The organism is Psychrobacter sp. K31L, from assembly GCF_017942195.1.
In the GTDB taxonomy this organism is placed as follows: Bacteria; Pseudomonadota; Gammaproteobacteria; order Pseudomonadales; family Moraxellaceae; genus Psychrobacter; species Psychrobacter glaciei.
The window spans coordinates 19,590-41,306 of the sequence record NZ_JAGKSC010000010.1; the positions used below are offsets into that span (position 1 = coordinate 19,590).

Here is a 21,717-nt window from a genome sequence, read left to right on the forward strand (position 1 = left end):
GTAGATTAAGCCGAGGCTAGAGCTTGCTCTAAATCGGCTTTGATATCATCGATATGTTCAATACCAATCGATAGACGCACCATATCAGTACTCACGCCAGCATTGGCAAGTTCTTGCTCGTTTAGCTGACGATGGGTCGTGGTCGCTGGATGACACGCCAATGATTTGGCATCACCAATATTGACCAAGCGCGTTATCAACTGTAGCGCGTCAATAAAGCGCGCCCCTGCTTCAAGTCCACCTTTAACACCAAAGGTCAAAATAGCAGAGGGCGTACCCTTCATGTATTTCTTAGCAAGCTCATGCTCAGGATGATCTGGCAGACCCGCATATTTTACCCAAGCAACTTTATCATGGTCACGAAGGTATTCAGCAACGGCTTGGGCGTTCTGTACATGACGCTCCATACGCAAGCTCAGCGTCTCCATACCCTGCAAGATACCAAAAGCATTTAATGGACTAAGTGCCGCGCCAGTATTACGCAGCGGTGCCACGCGAGCACGAGCGATAAAGGCCGCTGCACCAACGTCCTTGACGAAGTTCACACCGTGATAACTGTGATCTGGCGTGTTCAGCAATGGGAAACGCTCAGGGTAATCACCCCAAGGGAACGTACCACTATCGACAATCGCACCACCAATCGAGGTGCCCGTACCACTCATATATTTGGTTAATGAATGAATGACAATATCCGCCCCAAACTCAAACGGACGGCAAATCGCTGGCGTGGCAACCGTACTATCAATCACCACTGGCACACCATATTCGTGCGCGATGTCACTGAGTGCTTGAATATCAATAATGTTACCCAGTGGATTACCGATACTTTCAGCAAAGACCATCTTGGTTTTATCATCAATTAAATCACGAATCGCCTCAGGATTTTTGTGGTCAAAGAAGCGGACTTCGATACCTTGACGCGGCAAAGCATGGGCAAATAAATTGTAAGTACCGCCATACAAGGTTGATACAGCAACGATGTTGTCACCCGCTTCACAGATGGTTTGAATCGCATAAGTGATGGCAGCCATACCAGATGCTACTGCAAGCGCACCGATACCGCCTTCAAGCGCCGCAACGCGCTCTTCTAATACCGCATTGGTTGGGTTCATAATGCGTGTATAGATATTACCCGCGACTTTTAAATCAAACAAATCTGCGCCATGTTGGGTATTATCAAACGCATACGAGCTGGTGTGATAAATAGGCACAGCGACCGCTTTGGTCGTTGGCTCAACACTATAACCGGCATGAATCGCTAAGGTCTCTAAGCGCTGCATTGGTTTTGCTCCATTATCTGAATTGGTCTCTGGTTGTCCATCACTCATCACAAACTCCTTGGTAGTCACTAAAAAAAGCATCAATCAAAATAGATCATTTAAAGGTATCGATTGACCAATAATCTCTAAAAAAGCCATCTTATAAATGATAGCCATAAAAAAAAGCTGAGTTAATCATAACCCAGCTTCTTTATGAAAAGAATAGCCAATGTTGGGTTTATTAATAACCACCCAGCATAAGCAACCCTATTTCAATCTACTTCTGATTGTATTGATACTTACCACTTATTTGTAATAAGCATTTTCAGTACGAGTATGATCCGTCTCATCGATGACTTGTGTCAGCTCTGGTATTTGCTGCTTAAGTTGCACTTCGACGCCTTGACGCAAGGTCATATCAACGGCTGAACAGCCTTGGCAACCACCACCGAATTTCAGTACAGCAGTGAGACCAACGCCTTCTTCATCAATCAACTCAAGCAACTGTACGTCACCACCATGCGCCGCTAAACCTGGGTTAATCTCAGACTGTAATACGTAGTTGATACGCTCTTCTACGCTGGCATCAGCACCCACTTTTGGCATTTTAGAGTTTGGCGCGCGGAAAGTTAGCTGACCACCGAAACGATCTTTATTGTAGTCAATGACCGCATCTTCTAAATAAGGGACTGACGACGCTTCAATAAAAGCAGAGAAATCATCGTAGGTAAAACGTAGATCAGCACTGTCTTCTTCGCCCGGTTGGTTATAAGCCATACAACACTCGGCACGCGGCGTACCAGGATGCTCGACGAAGATACGCACACCGATGCCGTCGGTATCTTGCTTGGACAGTAAATCGGCCAAATAACCTTGGGCTGACTCGGTAATGGTGATATTACTTTTCGTTTCTGCTTGCTCAGTATCTAGCGCTGATTCATAGTCTGCAGATTGATCTGATTGGCTGGCTTGATTGTGCTCACTCATAATTTTTCCTATGCGTTATGACACAAACGCGACTGCTGTCATAGCTGCTGTGTCGTGAATTTGGGCAATTTGGTTTAACAGTTATCAAGCATAACGGTTGATATTATAGTGCTCTAACGGCAATCTTGATAAAGGTTTGATAATTTTATAACCACTATTATAGCGCATTCAGTCGATAATTCCGACTGCGCTACTGCGAATTAAAGCGTGACCGTTATAAATAGCCACTATTGGTTTTTTTAATGGTGACATATAAAAGATAAATAGGTGACGTTAATATAGATAATAGAATGGGCTAATAATGCAATGCGATGCAAAAAACTTTAATTACCCACACCGCGCCTGCTATTGTTTATATTAAGGCTGCTTGATTGATTATCAAGGATGAAAGTGTATTAGGGATTGCCGAGTAGACATATCGTGCTACTCAGTATTAATCATACAATAAATGATGTCATAAACGATGCCATAACAAAACAATCTAGACGAGACCGCTTTATGATGACAGAAACCCTAAAACTGGTAAGCACCAAAGACGGCGAAAAAATAGCAATTTGGAAGATTGTGGATACTGCAAAAGATGAAAACAAAACTGACATTCTTACCACCAATGCGCCTAGGGTCAAAGGGCAAAACATTCTGTTGACCCATGGTACCTTTTCGGACAAGCAAACTTGTTTAAGAATCGCCCACTATCTGGCGCAGCTTGGTCATCATTGCTACATTATGGAATGGCGTGGTCATGGTGCGAGCTTGATACCAACAGACAAATTCAACTTCGAAACCGTCGCAACTTATGATTTTGAGGCCACCTTTCGTTACTTATTTGCTGAGTTAAAACTGGATAATCTACACTGCGTCACCCACAGTGGCGGTGGTGCCTGCCTAACCATGTTTTTAATCCAAAACCCCCAGTATATTGACCACATCAACAGCATCAGTATGTTTGCCTGTCAAGTTTATGGCGCAGTATCGAACCCGATTAGCTACACTAAAATTCTCGCAGCCAAAGTATTTACGAGACTACTAGGCTTTATCCCAGCTAAGAAGCTTAAAATGGGTCCTTTTAACGAAAGCTACTATACGATGAACCAGTGGTACGACTGGAACCTGAACAAAGACTTTAAAAGCAGTTTCATCAAACAAAATAAATTTGAAACAACGACGATTGATGAAAATACGCCCTCTAACATCGCATCTGAAAATGCTGCATCTCATACTACATCTAATAAAAGCCACTTCGATTATCGTCAGCATATGCCAACTATTACCACGCCTATCTATGCGATCAGTGCCAAAGGTGACCATTTTATTTCGCCAACCCGTGGCTGTCAGTTGTTTTTTGATAAGTTTGCTAACCCAAAAAACGTCTTTCGAGAGTATTCCCTTGACCATGGAGACTTGGATGATTACACACACAGCCGTGTCATGGTCAGCCGTAATGCTGCAACAGAGATTTGGCCAACGGTGACCGCATGGATAGAGAAGCATGCAAGGTAACGATGACACACCCCTACACATCTTTATACTTGTCAGAAAGTCATAGGCTGTGTCAGTATTAGCGTCATCAATTTTTAACCAATAAAAAATAAGTCGTAGGAAAGTGGCGTCTATGAGTAGATTATCAGAGCAAAATCTAGATACACAAAACCCAGATAAGCAGGACAAAAAACACTATCGTTATTTGGTGTTTATTGGGCGCTTTCAGCCGTTTCATTGCGGGCACAAAGCGGTCGTGGATGAAGCATTGAAGCGTGCCGACAATGTCATCATGCTCATCGGCTCCGCAAACTTACCACGTAGCTTACGCAACCCCTTTAGCGTTGCTGAGCGTGCCGCGATGATTAAAGACGCGTATTCAACAGCAGATGCCGCGCGTATTCACTGCGTCGGACTCGATGATGCGCTCTACAATGACACGCGCTGGCTGCAATACGTGCAAGCAGGCGTGAAGTCGGTCACTGGCGACTTGCAGACCGATATTGGTCTCATTGGTCATTCAAAAGACAGCTCATCGTATTATTTATCGCTATTCCCCAACTGGGCGTCGGTCTCTGTACCCAATTATCATAATCTATCGGCGACCCCTATTCGGGACAGCTATCTCATGGGTGCCACACCAACGCCTGAGCGCACCCCTGAGTCGACCCGCAACGTCCTAAATGACTTCAAAAAAACCGAGGATTATCAGCAGCTGCACGAAGAAGCTGACTTCGTTGATAAGTATAAAAGACAGTGGGAGTCTGCGCCTTATCCACCTACCTTTATGACCGCTGATGCCTTGGTCGTCCAGTCAGGTCATATTCTGTTAGTAGAACGTCGCAGTATGCCAGGGCGCGGACTATGGGCACTGCCCGGTGGTTTCTTGAATCCAAAAGAGACGCTCTTTGATGCCTGTATCCGTGAGCTACGCGAAGAGACGCGCCTTAAAGTCCCAGAGCCAGTATTACGCGGCTCTTGTCATAGTCAACATACCTTTGACGACCCTTACCGCTCAGCGCGTGGTCGCACGATTACCCAAGCCTTTTACTTTCAGCTAAAAAACGATCCAAAAGGTCTGCCCAAAGTAAAGGGCGGTGATGACGCTGCCAAAGCGTTTTGGCTACCACTTGCCGAGTTGGATGCCACTATGATGTTCGAAGATCACTATGCGATTATTACTAAAATGGTAGGTTTGTAAGACATTGTGTCATTGACTGTTTAGTGTATTAATGACTCATTTTCAATCAATGACACTCTATATAATTTACCTTATAAGTTTGGTTTTATCAGTGCCACTTATATTTTCACCGCCCAAGCCGATAGACGGCAAGGGTTACTAAGCAGCATTTAGTTATCCTTACTAGATGCTGTCAATGGATGAATCGTTAGACTGTTGAACAATAAATTGATGCTAATGTACATAAAATACTTTTAGTCCATTTAAGGCTCAACAATGATGCGAGTCGTCCATTTCACTCAAAGCAGAGGAGTTCTGTGATGTATACCAGCAATTTAAATAATTTAATCTTAAATAGCGACAGCTATAAAACCTCACATTGGGTGCAATATCCAAAAGGTAGTGAGTATCTATCCAGCTATATTGAAGCGCGTAAAGGCGATTACGATGTGGTGTTCTTTGGTCTGCAAGCCTTTATTAAAGAATACCTGAGTACCCCTATTACCCACCAAGATATTGATGAAGCCGAAATACTCATTCAAGCGCATGGCTTGACCTTTAATCGTGCAGGGTGGGAGCGCTTAGTTGATAAACATGGTGGTTATTTGCCACTACGTATCGAAGCCATACCTGAGGGCAGCATCGTACCAGTATCCAATGTGGTCTGTCAGATTATCAATACTGACCCAGAATTCTATTGGCTACCAAGCTATATCGAAACGGCATTACTCCGTGCTATCTGGTATCCGTCAACGGTCGCCAGCGTCTCGCACTATTGCAAAGGTATCATTCGTCAAGCGCTAGAAAAATCAGCGGACAATACTGAATCATTAACCTTTCGCTTGCATGACTTTGGCTCGCGTGGTGCGTCTAGTCAGGAGTCCGTGGCACTTGGTAGTCTTGCTCATTTGGTAAATTTTGCCGGTACAGATTCCATGACCGCTTTGGTGGCTGCCAGTCGCTGGTATCAAATGGATAAAGACATGCCCGCCTTTTCTATCCCTGCCGCTGAGCATAGCACCATGACTGCATGGGGTCGTGATGGCGAAACTGCTGCTTTTGCCAATATGATTGAGCAGTTTGGTGGGGCGGGTAAGAGTTTTTCAGTGGTCTCTGACAGTTATGACTTATGGAACGCCATTGACAATATTTGGGGTGGCAGCTTGAAGGACGACGTAAAAAACATGGGCGGTACCTTAGTCATCAGACCTGATAGTGGTGAGCCTGCTAAAGTAGTCCGCGAGGCACTGGAGCGCTTGGCAGTGAAGTTTGGCACGACGGTCAATAGCAAAGGCTACAAAGTTTTGCCAGACTATGTACGTGTTATCCAAGGGGATGGTATTAGTCCGCAAAGCTTGAGCAAAATTATCGACGTGGTCATGAAGGCAGGATTGAGCGCTGAAAACGTGACCTTTGGTATGGGTGGTGGATTACTGCAACAAGTCAATCGCGATACCATGAGCTGGGCGATGAAAGCCAGTGCCATCTCTATCGATGGCGCATGGAAAGACATTTATAAAGACCCTATCACTAGCCGCTCAAAACGCTCAAAAAAAGGTCGCTTGGCGTTGGTCGAAGACAGCAACGGACAGCCAACAACCATCAAAGCGGATGATCTACCCACTGATGCAGACAACCTGTTACGTGACGTGTATGTCGATGGCAAATTACTCGTCGAAGACAGCCTCACTACAATTCGGGAGCGTGCAGGATGGTAGTAATATGATAAATAGTAATAAAATGGCGTCGGTTGCACGCGACGTCTTACTCGCCCCTGTTTATCTTTATCAAGGCCGCAAAATCAAGCGTGATACGGTGCGCTTGCCTGAGCCAAACGGAGAGCGACACGGACATATTCAATTAGGCAAACCGACTGATACCATTGCTAATAATGCAAAAAATGAGACCAAGCAAACGCTAAACCTCATGATCGTTGGCGATTCAGCAGCAGCGGGTGTTGGTAGTCAGACACAGCATGAGGCACTCGTCGGTAATTTGATGCCAATCTTAGCGCAGCAATCTGTGATTAATACTCAGTTTGCTAACTTGGTCTGGTCGTTGCAAGCGACCACCGGACATACCAGCTTTGATATCTTGCGCAGGCTGTATGTGCTGCCCGCGCCTAGCCACCCTATCGATGTAATGGTGCTGAGTGTTGGCGTCAATGACACCACCTCGAACGTTTCTGTAGGTAAATGGCAGCAGCAAATCGAAGATATTATTGCGATCGCTCAGCGTAAATTTGGTGTACGGCAATTGATTTTTTTGAGTCTACCGCCTATGGCGAAAATGCCTGCGATACCGGCCCCTTTGAATAACTTCGTCGGTGCTAAAGCTTCAATGCTTGATAAAACATTACAACAAGTATGTACAAGTAATGAGGGTGTCACTTATATGGCCACTGATTTTCCAAGGATGATAGAAGAGCACTCTAAGGGCATGCCAATTGATATTAAGGTGATGTTTGCCAGTGATGGCTTCCACCCTAGTAGTTTAATGTATGGCTACTGGGCGCAGCAGTTGGCAGAGCTCATTGTCAAGTTACTTAATTCATCAGCTGCCAAATTGAGCCGCCCTGCTTTCTAAAAGCTAATATCTCAAAGCTGATATCTCAAAGCTGATATCTCAAAGCTGATATCTCAAAAACTAACATCTTGAAAAATGACATCTTGAAAAATGACAGCTCAAGATTTAATAACCTAAAACTTAACGTTGAAGTTTAAACAAAAAAAACCGCTGAATAATCAGCGGTTTTTTATGGCTTAGCAAAATAAATTGACGCGATAAACGTAACTTATTCAGCAGAATCAGCAGCTTGTTCAGTAGAATCAGCAGCTTTCTTGTTACGGCCACCAAACGCACCAAAGCGTTTGTTAAAGCTAGCAACACGACCTTCGGTAGAAGTTTTACGTTGCTCACCAGTATAGAATGGATGCGACGCACTTGAGATATCAAGTGGGTAGTATGGGTATTCTTTACCTTCGTATTCACGAGTGGCTTTGGTTTTAGCCGTTGAACGAGTCAAAAAGAACACGTCAGCGTTAGTGTCGTGGAACAAAACTTCTTGGTAATCAGGATGGATATCTTTACGCATAATAAACTCTCTATGTCCGATGTATTTACAGTTTTATTGACAATGTGTCGAAGTTTTTATAAAGAAGTTCTTATAAAAAAGCACTTATAAAACTGAGCATACGTAACTGAGGCACTAAGGACATTTGCAAGGCTGGCAGCTGCGTCACTGGCTTATTCCAGCACCCAACACCATACCTCTGCTTACCTAGCCTTCCCCAGCGGGAAAATTAAACCGCGATTTTAACGGTTTTTGGTGTTTGATGCAAGCAGCAGTTGCGATCATCATAGAGGATAAAGCACCAGCAAACCGACAATGTTATTGAGATAAGTATTTTATGCTATTATAATATTTAATTAGATAAACCACTTAATAACGACTAAATTTGTAGATTATTTAAATAATACCTGCTTTTTAGGGCATGTCCTCATTTTAAAAATGGTGATAAAAATGAGATAAATTGCAGTCAAACGAGGAAAATAGCGCAGATAATATCGGGATATTAACCAGCTATTTAACGATTCTTGGCAAAATTTAGCCATTTTTAGCCCGTTTAGATATGATCAATTGAATTGAGGACACGCCCTAGTATTGAGTTTTTAGTATTAAGATTCATAAAGTATTAGCCGTGTTGCCCATAGCCTGCTTTTATAAATACTTACTGCTATTATGACAAACGTCACCTCAGTGACCATTCAATACTCGTAAATTAATCATCGTTAAATTAACGGTTATTAAATGAAGTACTACTCATTCACAGTCACTAAATAAGGATAATAAACAATGATAAATACTGCCCTAAAAACCACCACGAAAGCCCTACTCATTAGCTCAGCACTTGCGGTCACCACCATGGCAAGCGCGGCATTACCTAGCCAATGGCAATTAGATGACTCACATACCCGTGTTGGTTTTTCTGTCAATCACTTAGGGTTTTCAACGACCATGGGTCGCTTTAATGATGTGCAAGGTGTGGTCAATTATGATATCAAGGCCCCTAGCAAAACCAATATGAGCTTTACAATTGCAACCGATAGCATCGATACCAATTGGGATGCCCGTGATAAGCATCTAAGAACGGATGAATTTTTTAATGTGGCTAAATACCCAGCGATGACTTTTAAATCTACCCAAGTCACTTTTAGCAACCCACAACAAGCCAAAGTAACGGGTGATTTCACCATGCTTGGCCAAACCAAGCCCCTCACACTAGACGTAACGTTAAATAAAATCGCCAACAGCCCTCTTACGAAAGAGCCAGTCATTGGTTTTCGTGCTACTGGTATCATTGATCGCGCAGCCTATGGTATGACGGCGTTTGCTGCTGGCATCACTACCGAGGTTCCCATTCAAATCGATGGTGAATTGGTACAGAAAACAACAAAATAGCGCTGAAATATTTTTTAAAAAACCTTTACCTAAAAAAGCAGCCACTATGATGGCTGCTTTTTTTTCGATTTGAAACCTACTTGTTTTATTTAGTTTTAACAATGTGCCAAACGCCAAGCTTGTTATCGCCGTCGGTATCGCCAACTTTTGTATCATTGGCATAAAAGTACAAAGGCTTACCATTGACAGCCCATTGATACTTACCATCTTCCCGCTGAAAAGCAGCGAACTGACCAGAAGCTTGGGCATTGCTCGGTGCCATAAACGCCGGCCAAGCTAATAGACATGCCGAGCCACACTCTGATTTGTTCATGGAGTCTTTGTCAAAGGTATATAGCGTCATTTTGTTGGTGGCATCCACTAGCATGCCATTCATGCTTGCAACGGGCGCTTTATTGCTCATGGTAGCTTGTACGTCATGCATGCCTGAATCATCATTGCCAAACACATTGTTTAGCGTCGAACAACCCGTTACGGTCAACACACTGGCTAGAGCAGATAACATCAGAATACGTTTCATAATCACTTCCTTGTATTTAAAAGTATTTAAAAAAAACATCTCATTAATCTAGATTTTTATGGAACTGAATTTTTATTGAACATGGTGTTCATTAATTATCAATATTGCAATCTGCTGATTTGTGCGATAGTTAAGTCATACGCTCAGACAGTTGTTTTACTTTCATACACTTTACTCTCACAGAGGATTTCAAGTTATTTTACTATAGCATATGCTCTAAAACGGTCGTTTTTGCCAGAATATAAACTTACAAAAACCTGCGAATATTACAAATCAGTAAACCATGACGTGAATCTTATGAGCAAAGGTATTTCATGTTGATGGACGTTTAAAGGATTGTTAATACTTAAATGATGCTAGGCGTCTCATTTCTATTTTTGTTTTTCATGGTCAAGACAGTCCATGGCAATTTGTTGACAAAACTAATGCATCTACTTACGTATTTGCCATCATATGCACAGTAGGTTTTCGTAAAATAGCGCTGTAAATGATAAGCAGTATATGAGAAGAGCCATATAATCAAAAGTATGACTATAGCGGTCTCATATGAATGTTGAACTTGACTGTATCCGCACGCATATCAATAGCTACAACAAGATTCAAGACACTGACATGATCACACACTTATATGCCCAAACAATTATATGAATAAGCAGAGCATGTCCCGACGCTGATGCTATCAAGGATATAACAACGACAATGACCGATAATTTTAGCAAAAACGCCTCTCAAGCCATCCTGCATGATGCTGAATTGCAGAATACTGATGCTCAGGATATTGACCTCAAAGATATCGAATTTTTAGAGACTAAGCTTGATACAGCAGCGGCTGCCACAAAGGACGAGCTATCTAAAAAACGCGTCGGCATTCTAGGCGGCGGTACTGCAGGGGCAACGATTGCTATTCGCCTCGCTGCATTAGGACTTGAGACCTACGTCTTTGAAAAGAAAAAGTCGCTTATCGATGGTCCACCAATGTGCCATTTGCACGCGGGTGGTAATCTATACCGTGAAATCCCTGACGAAGACTGCGTTGCTTTGCTTAAGCAGTGTATCGATATCCTGCGCCTTTATCCTTATACCATCGATGTACGTCCAACCGTATTTGCTGTCCCAACGCGCGACGAAGGTTTACCCGAGGATTTACTCCCGCGTCTCGATATCTTGACCGATGCTTATCGCGAGCTCATCGCACAAGACAGCAATAACAAAGTACTGGGCGAACCGGAAAACTACTATCAGCTCTATAGTCATGAGCAACTGATTGCGCTGTCTGAACGTGAGCAAGTTGCGATACCGAGCACGGTTGACGAATGGGTGATACCGGTTGCCAAATATCTGGACTTAAATAAAGTGAAGTTTCCGCTTATCGTCGTGCAAGAGTATGGCTGGAATATTTTTCGTTTAGCCGCTTCTGCTCAACTCGCCTTAGAAGGCTATGAGCATGCGCACGTCTTTACCAATACGGAAATTAAGCAAGTCATGCCTGTGGATTGTGAGAACTGTACCAACGCTGATCACCATGTCACAAAATGGCGCGTCGATTACCAGCAGGCGAGCCGGTCTCAACCTGAGTCTATCGAAGTCGATTACTTGGTCAACGCTTGCGGTTTTCGCACTGGTGTTATCGACGATATGGTCGGTGTCAAAGTCGAGCGTATGGTTGAGTTCAAATCTTCTTATATCACGCACTGGGGCGACGCTGGTGGACAAATACCCGAGATTATCGTGTATGGCAGTCGCGGCACGCCAGAAGGTATGGCGCAGCTGACCCCTTATCCAGGCGGTTACTTTCAAATCCACGGTATGAGTAAAGCCATTACCCTATTTACTGATGGCTTGGTCGCTTCTGATAAAGCCAGTGCACAACCTCAATTACCGCCTCAGTATGTACATTATATCGAAGATGGCTGGGACAAAGCACCGCTACAAGCCCGTAGCCAGCAAGCGATTGAGTACGTAGCAGAGTTTGTGCCTACCTTTAACAGTGCGCGCACCGTCGGTAATGCTTTGTACGGCGGGCAGCAAATTCCGGGTCAGGACGATACCTTACGGGTAGCAGATGTGAGTTTATACTCTAATATACGCTACGCCCGCGCAGAAAATGTCAAAGCGTCGTCCACCTTGATCGCTGCTGATCAAATCGTTAATGAATTGACGACTCTTGGCTTAATCGACAATGACACAGCAGAAAATCGTAGTCGCCATGCGCATGAATGGTCATACTTGGCCCATAATGACCGCTTAACGATTGATAAAGTGGCACGCATCTTGGCTGAAGATCGTGGTTTCCCAGCAGCAATGGCTGATGTCAATCATAGCATTCGCGAGATGGCGTTAGAGAATTTAACACCAGCTCAGCCTTAGGCGTTTGCCGTCTGTTAATACGTTCGATAAATCTGGCAGTAGCCAACGCTAAAAAGTATAGAAAAAAGGAGGTCGTCGCTAGTGATTAGCGACGACCTCCTTTTTTCTTATATACAATGAGACCATTTAACAGCTCATATTCTGATCTACCTATATTTAATTGCCCGCCATTTTTTCAGTATCGACCGCATCATCTATCGTCACGATTGTCCGTAACAAATCAATCGCTTCAGCGATGGTATTACAAACCACCAAACGCTCAAGATCTTGCTGCTTCATAAAGCCTTGTTCTGTGGTATATTTTAAGTGCTCAATCATGCGATCATAAAAGCCATTAATATTCAGAATAATCATCGGCTTTTCATGTTGATACAGCTGACGCCATGTGGCGATTTCCATAATCTCTTCGAGTGTACCAAGACCACCGGGTAAGGTAATAAAAGCATCGGCGTACTCTGCCATGACAGTCTTACGCGTGTGCATGGTATCGGTCAGATGCAGACGAGTCAGACCCTCATGGGCGATTTCGTGTTTGAGCATAAAGGTAGGAATCACACCAACAGCTTGCGCGCCGCCTTTGATAACGTCGTCAGCCACTGCACCCATTAGACCAATACTGGCACCGCCATAAACCAAACCCAACCCATTTTCTGCTAGAGCACGACCAAGCTCACGGGCTGCTTGCTCATAAACCTCACTATTACCCAGTCGTGACCCACAATAAACAGCCACTAATGGCATCGCTAATGTTGATTTATCCACGGCTTTTTCGATATGAGTGATATCTTGGCTGGTAATAACTTCATAATTTTCATTATTAATTTTCATTTGCATATAACGCTCCTAAGTTTGCTTAGATTATTGTATTGAATGGTTCGGTAAAGGGGTTTATCGTTTGTTAGAATGACACAATATGACGTTTATCACTAACGTTAACTCGCTATGACGTTTATCACTAACGTTAACTCGCTGTATTCTGTAGTGCTGCCACCTTTTACTCTTTTTACGCTTTGCTGATAAGAGCTTATGATGAGGCGTTCTCATAAGGTCTAAAGTGTTGTCAGCAGTCTATTAATTACGCATAATAAGCATCCGTCAAACTCACACCTATTTGTGATTTTTATATTTGTTTTTATAAGTGGTCAGTAGAAATAGCATAAATCTGGTTGCTCACAGAGAAAATAAAATAGCGCTCATTATCCTGCTATTTGCTAGCGTTTATCTTAACATAAGCCGTGCTATCACGCGGTAGCAACGATTTATCGCTACGCAATGACTACATTTTTTAGCACTGACTTGCTATAAAACGTTGCAGGTCAATACTTATCATCCTTAATAAAAACGACAAAACTCATCAAGGTATTTTTATGCATAATAATCATGCGCCATCTTCTGTAGCACCACAAGGTGACACAATCGACGCTAATAATGATCATGAAAGCAACGACGATAACGGCAGCTACTCACTAAGCATCATGACTGAGCGTAATCAAGCGTTGGCCGCAACGGTTTATCGTCCTACAGAAGCGGTCAAAGCCGCCGTCATGATAGCGCCTGCCACTGGTATCAAGCGTCAGTTTTATCATAACTTTGCGAGCCATTTAGCAGCGCAGGGCTTCGGTGTACTGACCTTTGACAACGAAGGTATCGGCGAGTCACTAGCAACCGATTTGGCCAAATGTCATGCCTCACTGATAAGTTGGGGTCGTCATGATATGCCAGCCGTCCTCGATGCGTTGCAAGATGAATTTCCTGATGCTTCTTACCATCTCATCGGTCATAGCGCAGGCGGTCAGCTGATTGGTCTGATGCGCAATTATAACGCTATCGCTTCGGTGTTCAATGTCGCTTGCTCGTCAGGTTGTATCAAGAACATGGACATGCCGTATAAAATTAAAGCGATGGGTTTTATGGATGCATTCATTCCTGTCACTAACTTTGCATTAGGTTACACCCCATCAGATAAAATCGGCATGGGTGAGCCGCTACCACGCGGCGTGGCTCGTCAGTGGCGCGAATGGTGCAATGGCTCAGGTTATATAAAGACTGCCTTTGGCAAAAGTATTCACACGCATTTTTATGATGACATTCGCATGCCAGCACTATGGTTAGGCTTTAGCGATGACGAAATTGCGAATAGCAAAAACATCGACGACATGATTCGCGTCTATACAAAGATGCCGGTCGAAAAACGCTTTTTTGAGCCAAAAGATTTTGGATTAAGCAGTATCGGTCATATGCGTTATTTTAGTGGTCGAACCAATGCCAAAGCACCTGAGTTATGGCAAATGGCGGTAGATTGGTTAAATCAGCAACAATAACTTCCAAAACCACAGCTTCAAGCATGAATAAAAATAGAACGGCTGATAATGCGCTTTACTCTTTTACATTTTCTACGTCTGCTGCCTTAATACGCTTCGTCAACGCTGAATAAAGCGACGGCTGCATGTTATGGATGTTACCGAGCATCCATTTCACGTAGTTGATGGGCACGTCTTTAATCAGCTTACCTTTATGCTTACCAAAGGGCATCTTGCTCACGGGATTGGCTTTGTTAGAGATAGCATGTGCCGCCGCAAAATCCGTCGGCGCAATCTCTAGACGCTCACAGCAAGCTTGATAAAGTAAGTAGCACATACGGGCATCACCTAGCGCGTCATGAGCGGCTATCGTCATTCTGCTCGCCTCAGACTTGCCCAATAATTGCTCGATACACTTAGATTGACTGTAGCCGCTCCACTCTGGGAAGGCCACGCGCGCCAGCCTCACGGTACAAATCAGCTTGGCAGAGGGGCTACCAATTACCCGCCAATCAAAACGTACGTTGTGACCAATTAAGTATTTGGGCAATTCAAATTGCTCCAAATCAAAACGCTCAAGCCCAGCCACGTCGTCATCCGTAATACCATGCACTTTGATAACAACGGGTGATATAGAGCGACCACTGTTGAAATATTTCATCCACTCAAATCCGCTGGCCACATTGATAGTCGCCACCTGAATCGGTCGTGGGTCACGGCCTTGATCGGTTTCGGTATCGATAACCAGCGCCGTATCAGCCGTGGTAGAAATGTCAGCCAAGTTAGAAATGTCCGCAGAATTAAAAGCATCAGTCATAAAAATTTAACCATCAATAGCACCATCGTGGCTGAATAGGAACAATAAATAGATAAAACTCTATTTATTGTACTTGTATTTATGGGGGTAAAAACCATAGATAACAATGCTATACACACCTTGGAAGATAGGGGTTTTATAATACTAACTCAAACTACATCAGATATATAAGAGACATCAATGCTAGCAGATGGCAATAATCGACCACCAAAGCCAACACTATGCAGCCGTTTGCTAAGCCTAATAATAAGGGCTACGGTGTTACTAGCGCTGTTATTTGTATTTGATAAATTACTACCTAGCATTAGCCAACAGACACAGTCGTTTGTCGTGGCAAAATGGCAGCAACTGAGTTTATTGCAGCAAGAGTTGCCCATAGAAAACAGCCTTCCCAGTCCACTACCAGAGCAGCATCTAACCGACACTTGGGGCGCAGCACGTAGCCAAGGGCGCTCCCATGAGGGCATTGATATTTTTGCAGCGCGGGGCACACCGGTACAAGCTACGACGCAAGGCATCGTCAGCAAAGTTGGCGAAAATACATTAGGGGGACGCGTGGTAATGGTGGTCGGACCGGGCGGCGCAGGACATTATTACGCCCATCTAGAGGATTATGCCGACATCGTACCCAATGACTGGGTAAATGCTGGTGATATCATTGGCTATGTTGGCGACAGCGGTAATGCTAAAGGAACGCCAACCCATGTTCATTATGGTATTTATATCAATGGCAGCGCAGTGAACCCCTACCCACTTTTACAAAAAGATTAAGGCGCATGGGCAGAACGTACATAAGCGCTAGGAAATACTGCACTAAAGGTCGAGCCTTTGCCTTCTACCGACTCTATGGTTAGTTGCGCCTCATGTTGATATAAGACATGTTTTACAATTGCCAACCCTAAGCCCGTACCACCCGTAGCACGGCTGCGTCCGCTATCGATGCGATAGAAGCGTTCCGTCAGGCGCTCGATATGCTGGGGCGCAATACCGAGACCATCATCTTCGACGGCAAAGCGGCAGCCTTCCGATGTTTTTGTCCAGCTGATAGCGATGTTGCCACCCTTTGGCGTGTATTTGATGGCATTAATCACTAAATTGGATAAGGCGCTCGTTAAATACATCTCTGAGCCATACAGTCCATCGTAAGTGTCTATCTGCAAATGAATAGTATGACCATATTCTTGGTTATACGCCTGCGCATCATCATAGATATGCGTCAGTAACTTGGTCATATCAATATCATTTAGCTCATGCGTCTCTTCTATTTCGATGCGAGACAATAGCAGTAAGTCATTCACAATCCTATTCATACGAGCAGTCTGCTGGGTCATTAGCTCAAAACCACGCCGCCACTGCGGGGGCATATCCTCTTGATCGGAGAAATTTTCTAGATAGCCCATCAGTACGGTCAATGGCGTACGCAGCTCATGCGAGACATTGGCCACAAAGTCACGGCGCATTTGCTCTAAATGCTGCAAGCGTGTCACATCATAAATTATCAGTAGTTTTTCATCACCGAAAGGCGTCAGTTCACACTTTAGATAACGTTTAGGATCTCGCCATGACACCATGTGCACACCATCGCTCGGTGGCGTGATAGCCTGATAATACTGGCGAAATTCAGGCACGGTGATAAAGTCAAAAATGCTTTGACCTTTATTGCTTGACTGCAATAACAATAAATCTTCCGCTGCCTGATTCCACCATTCCAAACCATCATCATCATTGAGCAAAATGACCGCATCCCGTAGTGCTAGTAAGGCACTGCGGATTTTTTTGAGTTGATTTGTTGTATTGTGCTGGGCAACCTGCTCTTGCTCACCCTGTTGCTCATTTTTTATCGGCATTATCGTCATCGTTATCCTTACTACTATCTTCTGCGTTGTTTTACGTTTGCCACGACTTGTTCTATCTTAATCTAATTGGATTCAATCAAGCTGGAAAACCGATACCCAGTACCGCGCACCGTTTGTATCAGCGTAGCACAGTCATAAGGCTGTAGTAATTTACGTAAACGCCGAATATGGACATCAATCGTTCGATCTTCAATATAGACATTGCCGCCCCAAACCTGATCTAGCAGCTGTGTCCGTGTATACGCACGCTCTGGATGACTCATAAAAAATGCCAACAACCGATACTCTGTCGGTCCTATGTCAATGAGCTGGCCCGCCGCCGTTACGCGCTGGCTTTTGGGATCTAAGCTAAGCTTGCCGATTTCGATAGGCTTGTCGGCGCTCAATGTACTACTACGACGTAGCACTGCCTTGATTCTTGAGATTAATTCTCGTGTCGAAAAAGGCTTGGTCATATAGTCATCAGCACCTGCATCAAGACCATGAACCTTACTGTCTTCCTCACTTTTGGCGGTTAGCATAATAACCGGTATCTCAGCGAGCAAATCGTCGTTTTTGAGCATACGACAAAAATCAATACCGCTTTTTTCGCCGGTCAGCATCCAATCCAATAATATGAGCGCCGGACGGTGATCGACCACTTGCTGATGTGCCTCTGATGCGTCGGCGGCCTGCAAGCTATCAAATCCAGCCATCCCTAACGTCATCACAATCATTTCACGAATCGCAGGCTCATCCTCGACGATCAAAATTTGCTCATTGTACATACGGCAACCTTATTATTATAGTCAAAATATCAGCGTTCAAAAAGTTAGCACCCAAAAATCAAAGTACAAAAATAGGCGACGGACATTCGCCTGTTGCTACTTATTAAACGGACTAATTATGACAGCTTGATGACAGATAATTTTTATACTTCTAATAAAAAGTTTAAGGGCCCATCATTGACGCTGGCAACTTGCATATCAGCGCCAAACTGACCAGTGGCAACATTGTGATGCTGAGTGTTGGCATAATCAACCAGTTGTGCAAACAGCACTTGAGCAGCATCAGGTGCCATCGCACCACCAAAGTCAGGGCGACGACCCTTGTCTGTTTTTGCCATCAAAGTAAATTGCGACACCAACAACAGTCCGCCACAGACCTGTTGCACATTTTTATCCAGTTTACCGACCTTGGCAGGATCTTCATCGTTTTCAAAAATACGATAGGCCAAGATTTTGTCGATCATGCGTTGGGCAGTTTGCAGGCTATCTTCATGCCCCAAGCCAATATATGCCAATATCCCATGATCGATTTTGCCAATACAATGCTGATCGACGACGACGTTGGCATGGCTCACCCGTTGTATAAGTGCTTTCATTTACTGATTCCTTAACAGATTATGCTCAGACAATAATGTGCTGTCCATGATAAAATACAGCCATTAACTTGCCTAATTTTTATTCTTATTTCCAATCCTATTTTGGTAGCCTTATTATGAATGTATTTACCACCTTACAACAGCTTGTCCCGCAGCAGCAGCTGAGTAAAGTCGCTGGGCGTCTAGCCGCCAGCCGTCATCCGTACGTCAAACGTGCCTTTATTCGTGGCTTTGCCAAAGCTTACGGCGTCAGCTTAGGTGAGTATGAGCGTCAGAGCTTTAATGCTTATGAGAGCTTTAATGACTTTTTTACCCGTGAGCTCAAAGAAAATGCACGTACTATCGACAGCAGCGCCAACGGTATTGTCAGTCCTGCTGATGGTATCATCTCGCAGCTAGGTCAAATTGAAGACCATAAACTACTACAGGCTAAAGGTCGTCATTATGATGTTGGCCAATTACTTGCTGACAGCGAAGATGGTAGCTACTTCGCTGATGGTAGCTTTGCGACTGTTTATCTCGCGCCTAGTAATTACCACCGTGTGCATATGCCATTTGCGGGTACACTGACTAAGACCCGCTATGTGCCAGGCACACTGTTCTCTGTCAATAATACCACGGCCGAGAACGTGCCTGATTTATTTGCTCGTAACGAGCGTTTGGTCTGTTTATTTGATACGAAATATGGCAAAGCTGCCGTGGTGATGGTCGGTGCTATGATCGTCGCTGGCATCGAAACCGTCGCCACTGGCAAAATCAGCCGCACTGAGGACATCCAAGAATCAGAGCACAATATGAGCTTTGAAAAAGGCGCTGAGCTTGGACGCTTTTATTTGGGTTCAACGGCGATTGTCGTTTTGCCAAAAGCCGCAAAAGCAGATTGGCAGGACAGCATGAAAGCCAATAGCGTGGTAAAAATGGGACAGTTATTGGGTGAAGCAAAAGCTCAGCAAGCTTAATTTGTAAGAAACTCATAATACTGAAAAGCCCAGTTAAACGTAGATAATGACGTTTAACTGGGTTTTTTAATGGCTGTTAGTTTGTACTACTTCCATTTTGTATTGCTTGTTTTTACTACTTTGGGCTACCTTGTGCAAAAGCCTTTATCAATATCGAAAATGCTTATGGATAGGATAAGCAAATAGGATGTTTTCCTCCTGCGCACCACTTCCGATATTATGAATAATCAGCGGCGTACCATCAGCAGCTACTTTATCTGAGACGATACCGATGTGCGGCAAGTTACCCTTTGGCAGCCGCCATGACACAACGTCTCCCGCTTGAAAACTGCTTTTATCAGTCGTAGATAACGTCTGTCCATGACGTGCAAAAAACGTTTCAAGGTTGGGCACGCGTCGATGATCGATATTTTTGTCCGTTGACTTTAAGCCCCAAATCTTTGGGTAGCCCGACCAATTTGATTTCATATCATGGTTGATCAATTGCTGCAAATCCACATTTTGCAAACGATAAGCACGGACAATCACATCGGTACAGACGCCAGTCTCTATTGGTACATCGCCACGCGGAAAGTCCAGCTTACGGTAAGTAGGATCATAACTCACCGTGACACCAATCTGTTTTTTAGCATCGTGCGCCAATTTATCGCCATCACTGATAGGAGCAAGCGCTTGCGCCATTTGCGCTAGTCCCAGCATGCTGACAAAGGCTAGCGATTTGCACCATGTTTTATAGTTTTTAAATAAGTGCATGGAACCTCTCTATTATTATTAACACTATTCAATATAAAGATTTTAAACAGCGTCAAACGTTGCGAGTCAGTAACAAGGTGACGCTATCAATTTACTTATCAACCAACCACCCTTGCTGGGTCGCGTATTCAATGTTTTGTGATAACCAATCATGGATGGGAGGAAAGCTGTCTTTGATAAATTCATGCGCCCCTGCCACTTGCGAGCGTGTAACACCAAGCTTAATCCACGTTTTGCCCTCAGTATTTAAATTAAGCAAAAATGGCAATAAACGATCGACCACTCTAAGTAGATCAGCCTCTTTGCTATTACCTGTCTCCTGCTCCTCCCAGATCTCACTTAAATCAACAATCCCGTTACCGCGTTCGCGTTGTAATCGAGCAATACCCTCGCGCTCTTCGAAGTGCGCATCACGACGGGTATCAGCATATAAAAAAGTATCGCCCGCATCAATCTCACCCAAATCATGCACCAGTGCCATCTTAAGCAATTTTTCATGATTGACGTCTAACTCAAACAATTCAGCGATTGACCAGCATGCCATTGCTAAATGCCATGAGTGCTCAGCAGAGTTTTCCAAGCGAGTCGTCCCCGTCACATAGCTGCGTCGATTGACACGTTTTAGGGCATCAAGCTCTAATAAAAAATGCGTGACGTCATCTATCTTAATATTTGCATCGCGCGTTGGATTGGTCAGTTTTATAGGTGTGTTTGAGGACATATTTCTCTCTGATTAAATGCAATACAGCGCCTGTCTTATCAAGCGCTGTATTGCATCCGCTACTTAATCAAATTACTAATAGTCTTAAAGGCAGGGTCTTGGCTACTGCGGCATAATTCAAACAGAATGGATTCTACTGTCGTAATCACGCCGCCAGCGCGTCGAATACGGCGAATGGCTTGCTTTTTGTCATAAGGAAAGCGCGACCCAACGGCATCGCCAATAATAACTGGCTGCATCCCATTATCCAATAAATCCAGCGCCGTTTGCATGACGCAAACATGGGCTTCGACACCAAATAATAGGACAATGCTTCGATTTTGCTGCGCGAGATAATGCCATGAATCATTATTATCACAAGCGCTAAACGTGACCTTTTCAAAGCTTTTGGCATTGTCGCCTTCTAATACTTCACGTATCTCAGGTAGCGTATCGCCCAAACCTTTTTTGTACTGCTCGTTGAGCATAATTGGGATGTTGAGGGCTTGTAGACCTTTGATCAAAGTGACTGTCTTTTTGACGATATTTTCATGGTCATAAATATGCGGCGTTAAGCGTTCTTGAACATCGATTATCATCGCTTGGGTATTTTCGCGAGCGATTCGATAGGTACGATCGGTAATCATAGTAGACATGGCACACTCCTTGTACGGCTGACTTTATTGTTAAAGGCTATGTTAGTTTTATCATTGAT

Annotated in this window: 21 protein-coding genes; 9 read left to right on the forward strand and 12 right to left on the reverse strand. The window is 44.0% G+C overall.

All coding sequences use genetic code 11. The annotated features are described in order from the left end of the window. Nucleotides 1-5 precede the first annotated feature (5 nt). Entirely contained in the window at nucleotides 6-1,280 is a 1,275-nt protein-coding gene (locus J5X94_RS12660) for an O-acetylhomoserine aminocarboxypropyltransferase/cysteine synthase family protein (RefSeq protein ID WP_210541509.1), read from the reverse strand. A gap of 285 nt (nucleotides 1,281-1,565) precedes the next feature. Then, complete coding sequence (gene nfuA / locus J5X94_RS12665) at nucleotides 1,566-2,246, reverse strand: Fe-S biogenesis protein NfuA (protein WP_010200634.1); 681 nt, start codon at nucleotides 2,244-2,246, stop codon at nucleotides 1,566-1,568. A gap of 498 nt (nucleotides 2,247-2,744) precedes the next feature. On the opposite strand from nfuA, the gene J5X94_RS12670 reads away from it, so the two are divergent. The 4 genes from J5X94_RS12670 to J5X94_RS12685 all read left to right on the forward strand — a co-directional run bounded on the left by J5X94_RS12670 (nucleotide 2,745) and on the right by J5X94_RS12685 (nucleotide 7,491). Next, nucleotides 2,745-3,746, forward strand: a complete 1,002-nt coding sequence (locus tag J5X94_RS12670; protein WP_210541476.1) for an alpha/beta fold hydrolase — start codon at nucleotides 2,745-2,747, stop codon at nucleotides 3,744-3,746. A 112-nt stretch (nucleotides 3,747-3,858) separates the two neighbouring features. Next, entirely contained in the window at nucleotides 3,859-4,926 is a 1,068-nt protein-coding gene (locus J5X94_RS12675; protein ID WP_210541477.1) for a bifunctional nicotinamide-nucleotide adenylyltransferase/Nudix hydroxylase, read from the forward strand. A 299-nt stretch (nucleotides 4,927-5,225) separates the two neighbouring features. Then, a complete protein-coding gene (locus tag J5X94_RS12680) occupies nucleotides 5,226-6,623 on the forward strand; it encodes a nicotinate phosphoribosyltransferase (RefSeq protein WP_210541478.1) in 1,398 nt (465 codons plus the stop codon). Between the two features lie 4 nt (nucleotides 6,624-6,627). Then, a complete protein-coding gene (locus J5X94_RS12685) occupies nucleotides 6,628-7,491 on the forward strand; it encodes an SGNH/GDSL hydrolase family protein (protein ID WP_210541479.1) in 864 nt (287 codons plus the stop codon). A gap of 208 nt (nucleotides 7,492-7,699) precedes the next feature. Here J5X94_RS12685 and J5X94_RS12690 read toward each other — a convergent pair whose 3' ends face one another. Further along, on the reverse strand, nucleotides 7,700-7,999 hold the full coding sequence (locus J5X94_RS12690; protein WP_010200640.1) for a type B 50S ribosomal protein L31: 300 nt from the start codon (nucleotides 7,997-7,999) through the stop codon (nucleotides 7,700-7,702). 762 nt (nucleotides 8,000-8,761) lie between these two features. On the opposite strand from J5X94_RS12690, the gene J5X94_RS12695 reads away from it, so the two are divergent. Then, nucleotides 8,762-9,367 carry a YceI family protein gene (locus tag J5X94_RS12695; RefSeq protein WP_210541480.1) on the forward strand — a complete coding sequence of 202 codons (606 nt, stop codon included), beginning with the start codon at nucleotides 8,762-8,764 and terminating at the stop codon, nucleotides 9,365-9,367. 85 nt (nucleotides 9,368-9,452) lie between these two features. Here the strand turns inward: J5X94_RS12695 and J5X94_RS12700 are convergent, their stop codons facing one another. Then, nucleotides 9,453-9,887: a hypothetical protein gene (locus tag J5X94_RS12700; protein ID WP_010200644.1), complete on the reverse strand. Its 435-nt coding sequence runs from the start codon at nucleotides 9,885-9,887 to the stop codon at nucleotides 9,453-9,455. A 699-nt stretch (nucleotides 9,888-10,586) separates the two neighbouring features. Here J5X94_RS12700 and J5X94_RS12705 point away from each other — a divergent pair. Next, on the forward strand, nucleotides 10,587-12,254 hold the full coding sequence (locus J5X94_RS12705; RefSeq protein WP_228293262.1) for an FAD-dependent oxidoreductase: 1,668 nt from the start codon (nucleotides 10,587-10,589) through the stop codon (nucleotides 12,252-12,254). A 156-nt stretch (nucleotides 12,255-12,410) separates the two neighbouring features. Here J5X94_RS12705 and J5X94_RS12710 read toward each other — a convergent pair whose 3' ends face one another. Beyond that, complete coding sequence (locus J5X94_RS12710; RefSeq protein ID WP_010200649.1) at nucleotides 12,411-13,088, reverse strand: TIGR00730 family Rossman fold protein; 678 nt, start codon at nucleotides 13,086-13,088, stop codon at nucleotides 12,411-12,413. 533 nt (nucleotides 13,089-13,621) lie between these two features. Between J5X94_RS12710 and J5X94_RS12715 the strand changes: the two genes are divergently transcribed. After that, nucleotides 13,622-14,575 (forward strand): alpha/beta fold hydrolase, encoded by a 954-nt coding sequence (locus J5X94_RS12715; protein ID WP_228293263.1) that lies wholly within the window; start codon nucleotides 13,622-13,624, stop codon nucleotides 14,573-14,575. Between the two features lie 55 nt (nucleotides 14,576-14,630). Here J5X94_RS12715 and J5X94_RS12720 read toward each other — a convergent pair whose 3' ends face one another. Further along, on the reverse strand, nucleotides 14,631-15,371 hold the full coding sequence (locus J5X94_RS12720) for a putative quorum-sensing-regulated virulence factor (RefSeq protein WP_210541481.1): 741 nt from the start codon (nucleotides 15,369-15,371) through the stop codon (nucleotides 14,631-14,633). Nucleotides 15,372-15,551: 180 nt separating this feature from the next. Here J5X94_RS12720 and J5X94_RS12725 point away from each other — a divergent pair, with 180 nt between their 5' ends. After that, nucleotides 15,552-16,142, forward strand: coding sequence for a M23 family metallopeptidase (locus J5X94_RS12725; RefSeq protein ID WP_210541482.1), 591 nt, complete (start codon nucleotides 15,552-15,554; stop codon nucleotides 16,140-16,142). On the opposite strand, the gene phoR is transcribed toward J5X94_RS12725, so the two are convergent. The 3 genes from phoR to dtd form a co-directional block, all read right to left on the reverse strand. Further along, complete coding sequence (gene phoR, locus J5X94_RS12730; RefSeq protein WP_051000744.1) at nucleotides 16,139-17,227, reverse strand: phosphate regulon sensor histidine kinase PhoR; 1,089 nt, start codon at nucleotides 17,225-17,227, stop codon at nucleotides 16,139-16,141. The genes J5X94_RS12725 and phoR overlap by 4 nt on opposite strands. Nucleotides 17,228-17,289: 62 nt before the next feature. Beyond that, nucleotides 17,290-17,994: a phosphate regulon transcriptional regulator PhoB gene (phoB, locus tag J5X94_RS12735; RefSeq protein ID WP_210541483.1), complete on the reverse strand. Its 705-nt coding sequence runs from the start codon at nucleotides 17,992-17,994 to the stop codon at nucleotides 17,290-17,292. 143 nt (nucleotides 17,995-18,137) lie between these two features. Continuing rightward, a complete protein-coding gene (dtd, locus tag J5X94_RS12740; RefSeq protein ID WP_210541484.1) occupies nucleotides 18,138-18,590 on the reverse strand; it encodes a D-aminoacyl-tRNA deacylase in 453 nt (150 codons plus the stop codon). 116 nt (nucleotides 18,591-18,706) lie between these two features. Here dtd and asd point away from each other — a divergent pair, with 116 nt between their 5' ends. Then, nucleotides 18,707-19,549, forward strand: coding sequence for an archaetidylserine decarboxylase (asd, locus tag J5X94_RS12745; protein WP_210541485.1), 843 nt, complete (start codon nucleotides 18,707-18,709; stop codon nucleotides 19,547-19,549). A 147-nt stretch (nucleotides 19,550-19,696) separates the two neighbouring features. Here the strand turns inward: asd and J5X94_RS12750 are convergent, their stop codons facing one another. The 3 genes from J5X94_RS12750 to J5X94_RS12760 form a co-directional block, all read right to left on the reverse strand. Next, nucleotides 19,697-20,302 carry a DUF1287 domain-containing protein gene (locus J5X94_RS12750; RefSeq protein ID WP_228293264.1) on the reverse strand — a complete coding sequence of 202 codons (606 nt, stop codon included), beginning with the start codon at nucleotides 20,300-20,302 and terminating at the stop codon, nucleotides 19,697-19,699. Between the two features lie 91 nt (nucleotides 20,303-20,393). Continuing rightward, nucleotides 20,394-21,023 (reverse strand): HD domain-containing protein, encoded by a 630-nt coding sequence (locus J5X94_RS12755; RefSeq protein WP_210541486.1) that lies wholly within the window; start codon nucleotides 21,021-21,023, stop codon nucleotides 20,394-20,396. Nucleotides 21,024-21,082: 59 nt separating this feature from the next. Next, nucleotides 21,083-21,658: an isochorismatase family protein gene (locus J5X94_RS12760; protein ID WP_189586717.1), complete on the reverse strand. Its 576-nt coding sequence runs from the start codon at nucleotides 21,656-21,658 to the stop codon at nucleotides 21,083-21,085. Nucleotides 21,659-21,717: the final 59 nt, after the last annotated feature.